Genomic DNA, 13602 nt, shown 5'->3' on the forward strand with positions numbered 1-13602 from the left:
TATGCGAGCGGAGCACGGGTCAGGCGACGGGGCGCACGCCTGTCCTTGCTGTGGCTGTCTCACGGTGGGCGAGCGTGGCGCGTACGAGATCTGCCCTGTCTGCTTCTGGGAGGACGACGGGCAGGATGAACACGACGCGGACGTCGTCCGAGGCGGCCCCAACGGGCGCCTGTCACTCACGGTGGCTCGGCTGAACTTCGAACTTCACGGTGCCTGCGAAGAGGCGCATGTTCACCATGTCCGGCCGCCGGAACCGGACGGGATCCCTCCCGGCGGGAGCGCCGGCTAGCGCACGGGCAGCGCGCGGCGCCGTCCGGTGATACCGGTGGTGTTGAGGTTGGCGCGCTCGCCGGCGGAGTGCCCGTCGAGGTAGCCGCTGCCGGACAACCGCCTCGGCGGCGCCGAGCGCAGATCTCCGTATTGCTCGTCGTACGCCTGCTTGACCATCGCCGTCCGGTCCTGGATCACGAGTTCGGCCGACCGATGTCCGGCGGCGGCCGGATGGGTCCGGGCGGCGGTGTCCTCGCTGTTGCGGAGCCGTTCGTAGACCGCGCCGGAGAACCCGTGCAGCCAGGTGCGCCGGTACGCCGCCAGCGATTCGCCCGCGAACACCCGGTTCTCCGGGCGGACCCGGGTCAGCTGGGTGGTCGCCTGCAGCAGCAGGCTCGTGTACAGCAGCTCCGTACGTTCCAGATCGGAGCGGAACCCGAACACCGTCACCGCGGTGACCGACTGGCCGAGCCGGTGCAGCAGGGCCCGGCAGCGCAGCGGATGCGCGATGTTCGTGAGCAGCCCCGCCTTGTCCCGGCTGTACGGGTTGTCGAGCGGGATCATGATCTGGGTGATCTCGTCCGCGGTCGCCCCGGAGGCGGCCAGCAGCGCCTGATCGATGCCGTACCGGGCGATCAGTTCGGCGGCCTTGGTGTTGTACGACTCGGCTTCGGCCTCGGTGACCGCCGGGTCCTCCGCCTTCGCGAGGAGTTTCCGGACGCGCGCGAGCAGCGTGTCATGGTCGGGCATGACCCTCCTTCCTGATTGGGTTGGAGCGGATCAATCTAGGAGAGAGGTCCGACAATATTCGGGTGAGCTGTCGCCGATCCCGGCAAGGGGGCACTATGGCGGTCGACGTGTCGGTGGTCGGTTCCGGTCCGAACGGGCTCGCGGCGGCGGTCCTGCTGGTCAGAGCGGGGCTGACGGTCGAAGTGCACGAGGCGGCGGAGGAGATCGGCGGCGGGACGCGCACGGCTTCGCTGTTCGAAGACGAGGTCCGTCACGATATTTGCGCCACCGGGCATCCGCTGGCCGCGGCGTCCCCGTTCTTCCGTTGGTTCGACCTCGCCGCGCACGGCGTCGATCTCCTGCGGCCGGAGATCGCGTACGCGCATCCTTTGGACGGTGGCCGCGCCGGGCTCGCCTACGAAGATCTCGACCGGACCTGTGACGCCCTCGGCACCGACGGCCCCCGATGGCGTCGTCTGCTGGGGCCGCTGGCCGAACACAGCCGCGAGCTGGCCGAGCTCCTCCTCGGAGACCTTCGCCATCCTCCCCGCGATCCTCGGGCCGCCGCCCTTCTCCCGGCCAGGATCGCGATGCTCGCCGCCGGTCTGGAGCGCCGCCTGTTCACCGGCCCGGAAGCGCCCGCCCTCCTCGCCGGAGTCTCCGCGCACGTCATGGGCCGCCAGCCCTCGCTCGCCGCGGCGGGCGCGACACTTCTGCTCGGCCACCTGGCTCACTCGACCGGCTGGCCGATCGCCCGCGGCGGCAGCCAGACCATCACCGAGGCGCTCGCCGCCGACGTCCGGGCGCAGGGCGGGCGGATCCACACCGGCAGCCGGATCACCGATCTGCGGCAACTCGCGAAGTCGCGCACGGTGATCCTCGACGTCGCCCCGCGCGGTTTCCTCGAAATCGCCGGCGAACTGCTGCCGCCGCGATATCGGAAGGCGCTGGAGTCCTACCGCTACGGACCCGGCGTGGCGAAGGTCGATTTCCTCGTTTCCGAACCGGTTCCGTGGGCGGTGCCGGAGGTCGGCAAGGCGGGCACCGTCCATCTCGGAGGCACGCGGGACGAGGTCCACGCCGCCGAAAACGCCATCGCGCGCGGGGAGGACGCGGACGACCGGTTCGTGCTCGTGTCCGATCCGATGGCGCTCGACCCGTCCCGCGGGCTGCCGGGCAAACGGCCGGTGTGGGCGTATTGCCATGTGCCACAAGGGGATCCGCGAGACGCGACGGAGCTGATCCGGCGGAGGATCGAACGCTTCGCGCCCGGATTCTCCGACACGATCCTGGCGAGCCGTTGTCTCACCGCGCCGGAACTCGAGGCGTACAACGCGAACTATCCCGGCGGTGACGTCGCCGCCGGCGCGGTGGATCTGCGGCAGGTGCTCGGACGGCCGGTCGCCCGGTGGAATCCGCATCGGACCCCGCTCGACGGGGTCTTCCTGTGTTCCGCGGCGACGGCGCCGGGGCCGGGCGTGCACGGCATGGGTGGCTGGCATGCCGCGAAATCCGTCTTGGGCGAGGACTTCCCGGTTCAGCCCAGATAGGCGTCGAGGGTGACGGCCAGCGCCCTTTCCGGTGACGGCGCGAAGCTCGCACCGGCCAGCCCGCCCCACAGCCACAGCTGGGCGAGACCGTGCAGCGACGCCCACAGCGAGGAGGCGAGCAGCCGCGGATCGGTCGTGGGATGCCAGCCGCCGTCCTGCAGTTCGGCGACCATCGCGGCGAAGAGGTCGAACACCGCGCTGCTGACCCGGGTGAGCTCGGGATCGTCCGCGTCGATGAGATCGCGGCGGAACATCAGCTCGAACATCGCCGGATTGGCCAGTGCGAAATCGAGATAGCCGTGGCAGGCCGCGATGAGCCGTTCGCGCGGGGTACCGGACGGGAGGCCGGTGCCGCGATCGAGCAGTTCGGTGTAGCCGCGAGTGGCGACCGCCGAAAGCAGGGCCGCACGGCCGGGGAAATGCCGCAACGGCGCGCCGTGCGAAACGCCCGCGGCCTTGGCGATCCCGCGCAGCGTCACGGCGCCGACGCCCTCTTCGGCCAGGAGGTTCGCCGCGGTGTCGATCAGGCGGGTTCGGGCGCCCACGACCGGGTCTCCTCGTGGACGGGAAGGAGATCGGGGCGCTTCGGCAGGAAACCGTCGCCCGGCTGACGCCCGATGAGCCGGTTGCGGAACCGGCTGACCGCCACCGGGAGGACCTCTCGCGTCAGCCACCGCAGATCCGCGCGCACACCGGGGCGTCCCGCCGAGCCGGGCAGCGGGGCGAGCCAGGCCGGGTCGTGGGAGACGCCGAGCCTGCCGAGGACGTGCCCGGCCAGGCGTCGATGGCCCTCCTCGGACAGGTGCAGCCGATCCGGGCCGAAGTAGCGGGAATCGTGCGCGGCGTCGTCCGGCCAGAGGTCGACGAGGGTCGCGCCGTAGCTGACGGACGCCTCGCGGACGGCGTCGTTCAGCGCGGTGAGGCGCGGGCGCATGCGGTGGCCCATCGGCATGCGGTGGGAGATGTCGCTGAGGGTGAAGGTGACGACGCGCGGCGCGATCTCGGTGCAGGCGCGGACGGCCGTGTCGACGCGGCGGGCGACCGTGCGCGCGTCCCAGCCGCGGCTCATCACGTCGTTTCCGCCGCCGAACAAGGCGATCAGGTCCGGCTGGAGCCTGCTCGCCGCCGGGGTCTGTTCGGTGTGGATCTGGTCGAGCCTGCGGCCGCGGACCGCGAGGTTGGCGTAACGGAAACCGGGCTCTTCCTCGGCGAGACGTGCCGCGACGAAGTCGGCCCAGCCACGGTAGAAGCCGCCCGACGGATGCGGATCGGCCAGCCCTTCGGCGCAGCTGTCGCCGAGCGCGACGAAACGTTGGTAGCCCATCCAGATCTCCGTAACCACGAGTTCACCTTGTAGACACTGTCTATCAAACTGATGTAGACGCTGTCTACTCAGCCCGGGTCTGGCAGGCTGGGGTCATGATCGACGACGTCGCGAAGGAGTACTTGCACGGCGATCTGCGAGAGCTCCGCGAGGTGCTGCTCCAGAAGATCGAAGGGCTCGGTGAGTACGAGATCCGCCGTCCACTGACCCGGACCGGCACCAACCTTCTCGGCTTGGTCAAGCACCTCGCGCTCTGGGAAGCCCGGTACTTCGGCGAGGTCTTCGACCGCCCCTTCCCCGAACCCCTGCCTCGGTGGGACGACCTCGGGCAGCGTGGCACCGACCTGTGGGTCACCGAGCATGAGACCCGCGACGAGGTCGTCGGCCGCTACCGGCGCGCGTGGGCGCACTCCGACGCGACGATCGCGGCTCTGCCCCTCGATTCGCCTGGTCACGTGCCTTGGTGGCCGCGACCGGGGGTGACGTTGTTCGCCGTCCTGGTCCACATGCTCACCGAGACCGGCCGCCACGCCGGGCACGCCGACATCCTGCGCGAGCAACTGGACGGCTCGACCGAGGCGGCCGGCGGGGAGCGTGACGAGGCCTTCTGGGAGACCAGGCGCGACCGGATCGAGCAAGCAGCCGTCAAGTACGCCCGGACAGAACGCGGGCACGATGGGTGAAGGCGACGGCGCGTCGCGGATCGCCCGCGGGGAGGACCCGGCACAACGCGTCGACGATCTCCAGATCGTCGGCTCCGCTCGGGGTCTCCCAGTACGACCACAGCGCCGCGGCGTCCCCGCTGCCGAGCACGACCCGCCGGACCGACGCGGTGACCGATTCGCGCTCCTCGCGCACGGCGGGCGACTCCGATTCGGGCAGTAGCGGACCGCGGAAGGCGTTCGCGGCCCCGGCGACGTCGCCCCGTTTGAGGGCCGCGCGGACCCGCAGAAAATCGGCGTCGACCTCGGCGGAAAGCCGGTACGGCCGCGTCTGCACGATGTCGGATCCGAGCTGCGTCCGCAGCCGGTGGATCTCCGCGCGCACGGTCACCGGGTTGCCGCTCTCGCCGTAGAGCAGCAGGGCCAGCCGCTCCGCCGAAAGGCCGCCAGGATGCAGCGCGAGCAACGTGAGGATCTCCGCGTGCCGCAAGGTGAACGGCACCTCGCGACCGTCCACTGTGGTCGATGGAGGTCCGTCGGTGAGGAACTCCAGCGCGAGCCGCGGACGCCTCGACGGGACCCGGTTCCGCAGGCGCAGCAGGTAGCCCTCGCTCAACGGCTCCACCGTGCCGAGCCGTCCGTCGGGCAGGGTGACCGCGCCGCCGCCCGGCCGGATGTCCACAGTGGAGGGAAGATCGCCACAGGCTTCGGCCGCCAGCACACGTCCCTTCGCGGAAAGCAGGGCACCCGGCGCGCCGCGCAACGCTTCCAGGTGAGTCATGTTCGCGGCTCGCAGCCGCTCGTCGCGCATCGCGAGCCGGGCCCGCAACTGGCCTTCGGCGAGCTGTGCGGCCGCCGTGACCAGCGCGAGCATCGCGGGATGGACGGTGCGCAACGGGCCGCTGACGTCGATCGACCCGAGCAGCGCGCCGGACTCCGGATCGCGCACGGGCGCGGCCGCGCAGGTCCAGCCGTGATAGGTGCGCACCAGGTGTTCGGCCGAATAGATCTGCACCGGTTCCCCGGTGGCGAGCGTGGTGCCCATCGCGTTCGTCCCGATGACGTCTTCACTCCACCGGGTGCCTTCGGCGAGCATCACGCCGTCCGCGCGCCGCAGCACGCCCGCCGCGCCCTCACGCCACAGGATGTGCCCGGCGGCATCGGTCACGATCATCATGTGCTCGGCGTCGTCGGCGATGCTCACCAGCGTCTGCCTCAGGATCGGCAGTACCGGGGCCAGCGGATGCTCCTCCCGGAGACCGCTCACCTCACCGGAGTCGTAGACCAGCGGCGCGACGCCCTTGTCCGGGTCGACGCGCGCGGCGAGCGAGCGATTCCACGAAGCCGACACGATCGACCTGGGGGAACGCGGCGCGGGAACACCGGAGAGGACGGCGTCGTGGACGTCCTTCAGCAGCCGCGCGTACGCCTGAGGGTCACGCGGCGACGCTTCACCTCCGGGCAGCTCCGCCACGTTTCCGAGAATAGGTGACCGTGCTCACTTCGGTGCAACGTGCGTGCAACCTCACCCGCCCTAGCTTCGCCGTCATCCGTCACCCCTAGCGATGAGGCAGGAAAGATGGCCAAGTACGCGGCACCGAACACCGAAGGCAGCGTCGTCAGCTACGAATCGCGCTACGACCACTACATCGGAGGCGAGTACGTACCGCCCGCGAGCGGTCAGTACTTCGAGAACCCCACCCCGGTGACCGGACAGGTGTTCACCGAGGTCGCCCGCGGCACCGCCGCCGACATCGACCGCGCGCTCGACGCGGCCGAAGGCGCGGCCGCGGCCTGGGGCCGGACGTCGGTGGACGAACGCGCGAACGTGCTGCTCCGGATCGCCGACCGGATGGAACAGCACCTCGAGGCGATCGCCGTCGCCGAATCGTGGGAGAACGGCAAACCGGTCCGCGAGACCCTCGCCGCCGACGTCCCCCTCGCGATCGACCACTTCCGCTACTTCGCCGGCGCCCTGCGCGCCCAGGAGGGCGGCATCTCCCAGATCGACGACAACACCGTCGCCTACCACTTCCACGAGCCGCTCGGCGTCGTCGGCCAGATCATCCCGTGGAACTTCCCGCTGCTGATGGCGGTCTGGAAGCTCGCGCCCGCGCTCGCCGCGGGCAACGCGATCGTGCTCAAACCCGCCGAGCAGACCCCGGCGTCGATCCACCTGCTGATGTCGCTCATCGGCGATCTGATCCCGCCGGGCGTGCTGAACATCGTCAACGGTTTCGGTGTCGAGGCGGGCAAGCCACTCGCGTCGAGCAACCGCGTACGGAAGGTCGCCTTCACCGGCGAGACCACCACCGGACGGCTGATCCTGCAGTACGCCAGCGAGAACATCATCCCGGTCACCGTCGAACTCGGCGGCAAGAGCCCGAACATCTTCTTCGACGACGTCGCCGCGGCCAACGACGCGTTCTACGACAAGGCGCAGGAAGGGTTCGCGCTGTTCGCGCTGAACCAGGGCGAGGTCTGCACCTGTCCGTCACGGGCGCTGATCCAGTCCGGTATCTACGACCGGTTCCTCGGCGACGCCGTCGAGCGGGTCAAGAAGATCAAGCAGGGCCACCCGCTCGACACGGAGACACAGATCGGCGCGCAGGCCTCCAACGACCAGCTGGAGAAGATCCTTTCCTACATCGACATCGGGCAGAAGGAAGGCGCGAAGATCCTCACCGGTGGCGAGCGCAGCGACCTCGGCGGCGAACTCTCCGGCGGCTACTACGTGCAGCCGACGGTCTTCGAGGGCGACAACAAGATGCGGATCTTCCAGGAGGAGATCTTCGGGCCGGTCGTCTCGGTGGCGAAGTTCGACGACTACGCCGACGCGCTGAAGATCGCCAACGACACGCTGTACGGCCTCGGCGCCGGTGTCTGGTCGCGCGACGGCAACACCGCCTACCGGGCCGGCCGCGACATCCAGGCGGGCCGGGTTTGGGTCAACAACTACCACGCCTACCCGGCGCACGCGGCCTTCGGCGGCTACAAGGCGTCGGGGATCGGGCGCGAGAACCACAAGATGATGCTGGACCACTACCAGCAGACCAAGAACATGCTGGTGTCCTATTCGGACAGTGCGCTCGGGTTCTTCTGATGGCCGAGCGGGTCGGCCTGACACCGGCCGCCGCGGAGCTGCTGCGGCGGCTGGTGTCGCTCCACGGGCCGGTGATGTTCCACCAGTCCGGCGGATGCTGCGACGGGAGCGCCCCGATGTGCTACCCGGCAGGCGAATTTCGCACCGGGGCGTCCGACGTCCACCTCGGTGACCTGAGCGTCGAGGGCATCGACGACGTTCCGGTGTGGATGTCGGGCCCTCAGTTCGAGTACTGGAGGCACACGCATTTGACGATCGACGTCGTTCCGGGCCGGGGGAGCGGATTCTCCTTGGAGGCGCCCGAAGGGGTCCGCTTCCTGGTCCGCTCCCGGTTGTTCAGCGATGAGGAATCGGCTGAGCTGAACGGCCCAGCAACGCGATGAGCCGGTCGCCCGGTCCGACGCCCGGCGGTGCCTCGACAGCGTGGTCGAAGGCACCGCCGGGCCCGCGTACCGGCATCACGTCGGGGTAGCGGCTCGCCACTTTCAACGCGGCCTCGGCGAGCTCGTCGTCCCAACGGTGTTCACGGCCGAGCGCGGTGTCGAGGTCCCAATGGTGGGTGAGCGTGTCGACGAACAGCACGGCCAGCGCGTTCTTTCCCGGGAGTGCGCCGAAGCTCCCGAAGTCGAAGGTCTTCTCCAGCGCTTCGCCGTCGAAGGCCGCGAGGAACTCGGCGGAACTCTCTTCGTAGGACCTGGCGAGGTCGTCGTCGGCCCACGACCGGGCCTTCATCGGGTGACCGGTCGCCTGCGCGGTGCGGGAATCGTGCCCCTCGATCAGGTGTTTCACGATGTCGCGGACGGTCCACTCGGCGCAGGGGGTCGGGCGGTCCCAGTCGTCCGTGCGGATTCCGGCGATCGTGACTCCGGCGGCGCGATGCGCCCTTGTCGTGAGCGTGATGAGATCCATGGCAGCAATGTATACGAACGATCGTGCTATATTCTAGGGTGTGAGCACTCTCGAAGTGAACGAGGTCTTCGTCGGGCGTCCGTCGGTGCTGGGGATGAAGCGCGACGTCCCCGTGTACAGCGCCATCGCGAAGTCGCGGGTGGAAGCGCCGTCCCTGAAGCTGGACCAGATCAATCTGGCCGGTGACGACCAGGCGGACCGCACGGTCCACGGCGGGGTCGACAAAGCGGTTTACGTCTACCCGGCAACGCACTACGCGGCCTGGGCCGAGCAGGGCTTCCCGGTGGTCGCGGGCGACTTCGGGGAAAACGCGTCGGTGACGGGCGCCGATGAGTACGAAGTGCGCGTCGGCGACGTCTGGGCCTGGGGAGACGCGCTTGTCCAGGTCTCGCAGCCGCGCACGCCGTGTTTCAAGCTCGCGATGAAGACCGGGCGCAAGGACGTCATCCCGGCCATGATCGATTCCGGGCGCAGCGGCTGGTACCTGCGGGTACTCCGGACCGGCGAAGTCCCCACTTCGGGGCGCATGACGCTCGAAGAACGCGATCCGGTGAATCCGACGATCGCCGAGGTCTACGTCGCCTCGTTCACCAACGTCGGCCGGCTGGATGACGACCGTCGCGACGCGTACTGGTCGCTGCTGGACCGGGTGCTCGCGGCACCGGCGCTTTCCCGGCAGTACCGTGACGGCCTGGAATCGGCGAAGCGGCGGCGAGAGGAACGGAATGCCGGTTGACGGCCGGGTTGCCCGAGGCGACGCGACGAGGCGGATCGTGCTTCGGCGCGCCGTCGACATCGCGTCCGTCGAAGGGCTCGACGGGTTGTCCCTCGGCAGGCTCGCCACCGAACTGGAACTGAGCAAATCCGGCGTGTTCGCGTTGTTCGGTTCCAAGGAGGAACTGCAGCTCGCGGCGGTCGAGACGGCGAGTGCGATCTTCGCGGAGAACGTCGTCGAGCCGACACTGCGCGTCGAGCAGGGGATCGCGCGGTTGCGCGCGCTGTGCGTGAACTGGCTCGACTACTCGGAACGCCGGGTGTTCCCGGGCGGCTGTTTCTTCTTCAACACCGGCGCCGAGTTCGACGCGCGGACCGGCCGGGTCCACGACGCGGTCGCGAACGCGAGCCGTGCTTTCGCCCAGTTCATCCGGTCCACCGCGGTCGAAGCGCGGAAAGCCGGGCATCTGCGTGAGTCGGTCGACGTGAACCAGCTGGCCTTCGAGCTGAACGCGCTCGGACGGGCCGCGAACGCCGATTCGGTGATGTTCGGGGGCACGGAGCCCTACGCGCTGGCCCGGGCCGCCATCACCGCCCGTCTCGACGCCGCGGCGGTGCTATGAACGGGCCGTTCCTGGCAAATTTCGCAAGGAACGGCCCGTTCATAGCGCGCTACTTCCAGTCGACCTGCGTGGACCGATAGAAGTCGATGCCCTGCTGAACCCAGCGCGGGCTCTGCTTCGCCAGCCGGAGCCGGTAGGCGTCCCAGGTCCGGGAGTCCTTCGGCGACCAGCCGATCTCGGCGTACCCGGGAAGCCTCGGGAACGCCATGAATTCGATGTGGTCACTGGTGATCAGCGTTTCCGACCACAGCGGAGCCTCGACGCCGATGACGTTCTTCTCCGACACGCCCTGCAGATACGTGGCCGGATCCCAGTCGTAACCGGTCTTGACCTCGATCAGCCCGGCCCAGCTCAGCCCGAGCGGCGTCTGCGGGTGGTACTTCATGTCGAGGTACGCCTTGTTCGCGGGCGACATCAGGATCTTGTTGCCCCGCGCCGCCGCCGCGGCGACGTGGGCGTCCGTCCCGGTCGTGCCCCAGAACTGCGGGACGGCCGAAAGCGGCGGATTCGTCTTGGCGATGTCGTGCCAGCCGGTGATCGTCTTGCCGTACTTGGCGACGATCGGATGCACCTTCGTGGCGAAGGTCTGGTAGTCCTCCGGCGTGGTCGAGTGGGCCTCGTCGCCGCCGATGTTGATGTACTTCCCGGGGGTGATCGCCGACAGTTCGCGGATGACGTCGTCGACGAACTTGTAGGTGATGTCCTTGCCGATGCACAGCGAGCTGTAGCCGACCTCGATGTCGGTGCGCGGCGGTATCGGCTTGCCGTCGCAGTTCAGTTCGGCGTAGGAATACTGCGCCGCGTTGGTGTGCCCCGGCATGTCGATTTCGGGAACGATCGTGATGTGCCGCGAAGCCGCGTAGCGCACCAGGTCCTTGTACTGCTCCTGCGTGTAGTAGCCGCCGGGAGCGCCGCCGACGGCCGTCTGGCCGCCCACGGTCGCCAGTTTCGGCCAGCTCTTGATCTCGATCCGCCAACCCTGGTCGTCGGTCAGGTGCAGGTGGAGCGTGTTGATCTTGTACTGCGCGATCTGGTCGATGTAGAGCTTGACCTGCGCCGGCGTGAAGAAATGCCGGGCGACGTCGAGCATCGCGCCGCGGTACCCGAAGCGCGGATAGTCGAGCACCGTGCCGCCCGAAACCACCCACGATCGCTTCTGGACGGTCTTCGCCTCGATCGCGGACGGGAGCAGTTGGCGCAGGGTCTGCACGCCGAGGAACAGGCCCTTGTCGGTGTTCGCCTTCAAGGTCACGCCGGAGCGCGACACCTTGAGCTGGTAGCCCTCGGTGCCCACGCGGCCGCTCGCGTGGCCGGTCTCGAGCGAGATGGCGGGGCCGCCGCCACGGTGACCGCTGACGACGGGCAGCCGGTAGCCGGTGGCGGGCCGGAGCAGGCCTGCCAGGTACTCGGCGACCTGCCTGCCTTCGCGGTCGGTGCGGATGACGGTCGCGGGACCGAGCCGGAAGTCGGAGCGGGGATCGGGTTTCGCGTCGACCGGCGCCGGGACGACGTCGGTGACGGTCCGTTCGGCCTTCGCGTGCCACCCGGCCGCGGAATCCGCGTTCGCCGTCGCGGGCAGGCCGAGCGTCACGAGACTCAGGACCGCCAAGCCGAGCACGGTTCTGGACAGGCGTTTACTCATGGAGCACCTCCGGTCGGATAACTGGAGACTCTCTTCCTTGAGAAGGTATAGACCAATAGGGCAAACACGACAACACCCGATCGGACCAGTACGCCGTACCGATCACCGGTCACTCGCCGCGCAGAACCGCTTTCAGGGCATCGAGAACACTCGCGTCTTCGATCGTCGAAGGCACCTGCTCGTCGCGGCCGTCGGCGATCCCGCGCATGGTCTTGCGCAGGATCTTCCCGGACCGCGTCTTCGGCAACGCGTCCACAATGGACACGTCGCGGAACGCGGCGACCGGGCCGATGTCGCGGCGTACCAGTGCGACCAACTCGGCCTTGAGCGTTTCCGCGTCGACGTCGGTGCCCGATTTCAGCACCACGAAGCCGCGCGGAAGCTGCCCCTTCAGCTGGTCCCGGACCCCGATCACCGCGCATTCGGCGACGGCGGGGTGCGACGCCAGCACGGCTTCCATCGAACCGGTCGAAAGCCGGTGGCCGGCGACGTTGATGACGTCGTCGGTGCGGCCCATGACGAACAGATAGCCGTCTTCGTCGACGTATCCGGAGTCACCCGTCAGGTAGTGCCCTTCGTACCGCGAAAGGTATGCCTCGCGATACCGCTCGTCGTCCTGCCACAACGTCGGCAGCGAACCCGGCGGGAGCGGCAGCTTGATGGCGATGGCGCCCTCCCGCCCGGCGGGGAGCGGGTCGCCCGCCTGGTCCAGGATCCGTACGTCCCAGCCCGGCACCGGTTTCGTCGCGGAACCGGGTTTGACCGGCATCGGTTCCAGCCCGCGCGGATTCGCCGCGATCGGCCACCCGGTCTCGGTCTGCCACCAGTGATCGATCACCGGCACCCCGAGTTTCCCGTGCGCCCAGTGGTATGTCTCCGGATCGAGCCGTTCCCCGGCCATGAACAACGTCTTGAACCCGCCGAGCTGGTATTTTTCGATTTCGGCCGCGTCCGGATCGACCTTCTTGATCGCCCGCAACGCCGTCGGCGCGGTGAACAACGCCTTCACCCCGTGATCGGCGATGACCCGCCAGAACGCGCCCGCGTCCGGGGTATTTACGGGTTTGCCTTCGTACATGATCGACGTTGCCCCGATGAGGAGCGGCGCGTACACGATGTAGGAATGGCCGACGACCCAGCCGACGTCGGACGCCGTCCACCAGACGTCACCGGGCTGGATGTCGTAGATCGCGCCCATCGACCAGGCCAGTGCGACCGCGTGCCCGCCGGTGTCGCGCACGACGCCTTTCGGCTTCCCCGTCGTGCCGGAGGTGTACAGGATGTACAGCGGATCGGTGGCCGCGACCGGCACCGGATCGGCGGGGGAGGCCTTCGCGACGAGTTCAGTCCAGTCGGCGTCGCGTTCGCCCAGTTCGGCGCGGGCGCGCTCCCGCTGCAACACCACGACTTTGTCCGGTTGATGGACGGTGCCCGTGAGCGCTTCGTCGATGATCGGCTTGTATTCGACGATCCGCGTCGGTTCGATCCCGCACGACGCGGCCACGATGACCTTGGGTTTCGCGTCCTCGATCCGCGCCGCGAGCTCCTTGGGCGCGAAGCCGCCGAACACCACCGAGTGCACCGCGCCGAGCCGGGCGCACGCCAGCATCGCGACCGCGGCCTCGGGGACCATCGGCATGTACACGATGACGCGGTCGCCCTTCCCGACGCCGAGAGACGCGAGGGCGCCCGCGAACCGAGCGACTTCGTCCAGTAGTTCCGCGTAGGTGAACCGGCGTACCGAATCGGTGACGGGAGAATCCCAGATCAGCGCGGTCCGCTCACCGCGGCCGTCCCGCACGTGCCGGTCGAGCGCGTTGAACGCGGTGTTCAGCTCCCCGTCCGGGAACCAGCGGTAGAAAGGCGCCTTCGACGCGTCTAGGGCCCGCGTCGGCCGACGGGTCCAGTCGATCGCCTGCGCGGCTTCGAGCCAGAAACCCTCAGGGTCATCGAGGCTCCGCTGGTACGACTCGGCGTGCATCGAATGCTCCTTCGCGTTCGGGTACCGGACCCCATCATGGACTTCCGGACGGGCCGATGCCCGGTGGTAACGGCGGGGAGACGCCCGCGACAACC

14 protein-coding genes are annotated in these 13602 nt (G+C 69.0%); 7 read left to right on the forward strand and 7 right to left on the reverse strand.

Features of this window, described 5'->3' with window-relative positions:
* Position 1: 1 nt before the first annotated feature.
* Entirely contained in the window at positions 2–289 is a 288-nt protein-coding gene (locus CVV72_RS42035; RefSeq protein WP_219148239.1) for a CPCC family cysteine-rich protein, read from the forward strand.
* On the opposite strand, the gene CVV72_RS34570 is transcribed toward CVV72_RS42035, so the two are convergent.
* Positions 286–1020, reverse strand: a complete 735-nt coding sequence (locus CVV72_RS34570; protein WP_219148241.1) for a DUF2786 domain-containing protein — start codon at positions 1018–1020, stop codon at positions 286–288. The two genes, CVV72_RS42035 and CVV72_RS34570, sit on opposite strands and share 4 nt — an antisense overlap.
* Before the next feature lie 95 nt (positions 1021–1115).
* Here CVV72_RS34570 and CVV72_RS34575 point away from each other — a divergent pair, with 95 nt between their 5' ends.
* On the forward strand, positions 1116–2549 hold the full coding sequence (locus tag CVV72_RS34575; protein WP_219148243.1) for an NAD(P)/FAD-dependent oxidoreductase: 1434 nt from the start codon (positions 1116–1118) through the stop codon (positions 2547–2549).
* Here the strand turns inward: CVV72_RS34575 and CVV72_RS34580 are convergent.
* Both CVV72_RS34580 and CVV72_RS34585 read right to left on the reverse strand, forming a co-directional pair.
* A complete protein-coding gene (locus tag CVV72_RS34580) occupies positions 2537–3094 on the reverse strand; it encodes a TetR/AcrR family transcriptional regulator (RefSeq protein ID WP_219148245.1) in 558 nt (185 codons plus the stop codon). The two genes, CVV72_RS34575 and CVV72_RS34580, sit on opposite strands and share 13 nt — an antisense overlap.
* Complete coding sequence (locus CVV72_RS34585; RefSeq protein WP_219154320.1) at positions 3073–3873, reverse strand: SGNH/GDSL hydrolase family protein; 801 nt, start codon at positions 3871–3873, stop codon at positions 3073–3075. Before CVV72_RS34585 ends, CVV72_RS34580 begins: the two co-directional genes overlap by 22 nt.
* Positions 3874–3968: 95 nt before the next feature.
* Between CVV72_RS34585 and CVV72_RS34590 the strand changes: the two genes are divergently transcribed.
* Positions 3969–4556 (forward strand): DinB family protein, encoded by a 588-nt coding sequence (locus tag CVV72_RS34590; protein WP_219148247.1) that lies wholly within the window; start codon positions 3969–3971, stop codon positions 4554–4556.
* Here CVV72_RS34590 and CVV72_RS34595 read toward each other — a convergent pair.
* Positions 4519–6009 (reverse strand): helix-turn-helix domain-containing protein, encoded by a 1491-nt coding sequence (locus CVV72_RS34595; protein ID WP_219148249.1) that lies wholly within the window; start codon positions 6007–6009, stop codon positions 4519–4521. The genes CVV72_RS34590 and CVV72_RS34595 overlap by 38 nt on opposite strands.
* A gap of 105 nt (positions 6010–6114) precedes the next feature.
* On the opposite strand from CVV72_RS34595, the gene CVV72_RS34600 reads away from it, so the two are divergent.
* On the forward strand, positions 6115–7638 hold the full coding sequence (locus tag CVV72_RS34600) for an aldehyde dehydrogenase family protein (RefSeq protein WP_219148251.1): 1524 nt from the start codon (positions 6115–6117) through the stop codon (positions 7636–7638).
* Positions 7638–8021, forward strand: coding sequence for a DUF779 domain-containing protein (locus tag CVV72_RS34605; RefSeq protein WP_219148253.1), 384 nt, complete (start codon positions 7638–7640; stop codon positions 8019–8021). Before CVV72_RS34600 ends, CVV72_RS34605 begins: the two co-directional genes overlap by 1 nt.
* Here the strand turns inward: CVV72_RS34605 and CVV72_RS34610 are convergent.
* Positions 7975–8547: a TIGR03086 family metal-binding protein gene (locus CVV72_RS34610; protein WP_219148256.1), complete on the reverse strand. Its 573-nt coding sequence runs from the start codon at positions 8545–8547 to the stop codon at positions 7975–7977. The genes CVV72_RS34605 and CVV72_RS34610 overlap by 47 nt on opposite strands.
* A gap of 40 nt (positions 8548–8587) precedes the next feature.
* On the opposite strand from CVV72_RS34610, the gene CVV72_RS34615 reads away from it, so the two are divergent.
* Both CVV72_RS34615 and CVV72_RS34620 read left to right on the forward strand, forming a co-directional pair.
* Positions 8588–9283, forward strand: coding sequence for an MOSC domain-containing protein (locus CVV72_RS34615; RefSeq protein ID WP_219148257.1), 696 nt, complete (start codon positions 8588–8590; stop codon positions 9281–9283).
* A complete protein-coding gene (locus CVV72_RS34620; RefSeq protein ID WP_219148259.1) occupies positions 9273–9884 on the forward strand; it encodes a TetR/AcrR family transcriptional regulator in 612 nt (203 codons plus the stop codon). Before CVV72_RS34615 ends, CVV72_RS34620 begins: the two co-directional genes overlap by 11 nt.
* Before the next feature lie 49 nt (positions 9885–9933).
* Here the strand turns inward: CVV72_RS34620 and CVV72_RS34625 are convergent, their stop codons facing one another.
* The gene (locus CVV72_RS34625) at positions 9934–11526 is read right to left on the reverse strand and encodes a family 20 glycosylhydrolase (protein ID WP_219148261.1); all 1593 of its coding nucleotides are present in this window, start codon (positions 11524–11526) and stop codon (positions 9934–9936) included.
* A gap of 109 nt (positions 11527–11635) precedes the next feature.
* Entirely contained in the window at positions 11636–13507 is a 1872-nt protein-coding gene (locus CVV72_RS34630; protein ID WP_219148263.1) for a propionyl-CoA synthetase, read from the reverse strand.
* Between the last annotated feature and the right edge of the window lie 95 nt (positions 13508–13602).

The sequence above is a fragment of the Amycolatopsis sp. TNS106 genome, from assembly GCF_019330265.1.
Lineage (GTDB): Bacteria > Actinomycetota > Actinomycetes > Mycobacteriales > Pseudonocardiaceae > Amycolatopsis > Amycolatopsis lurida.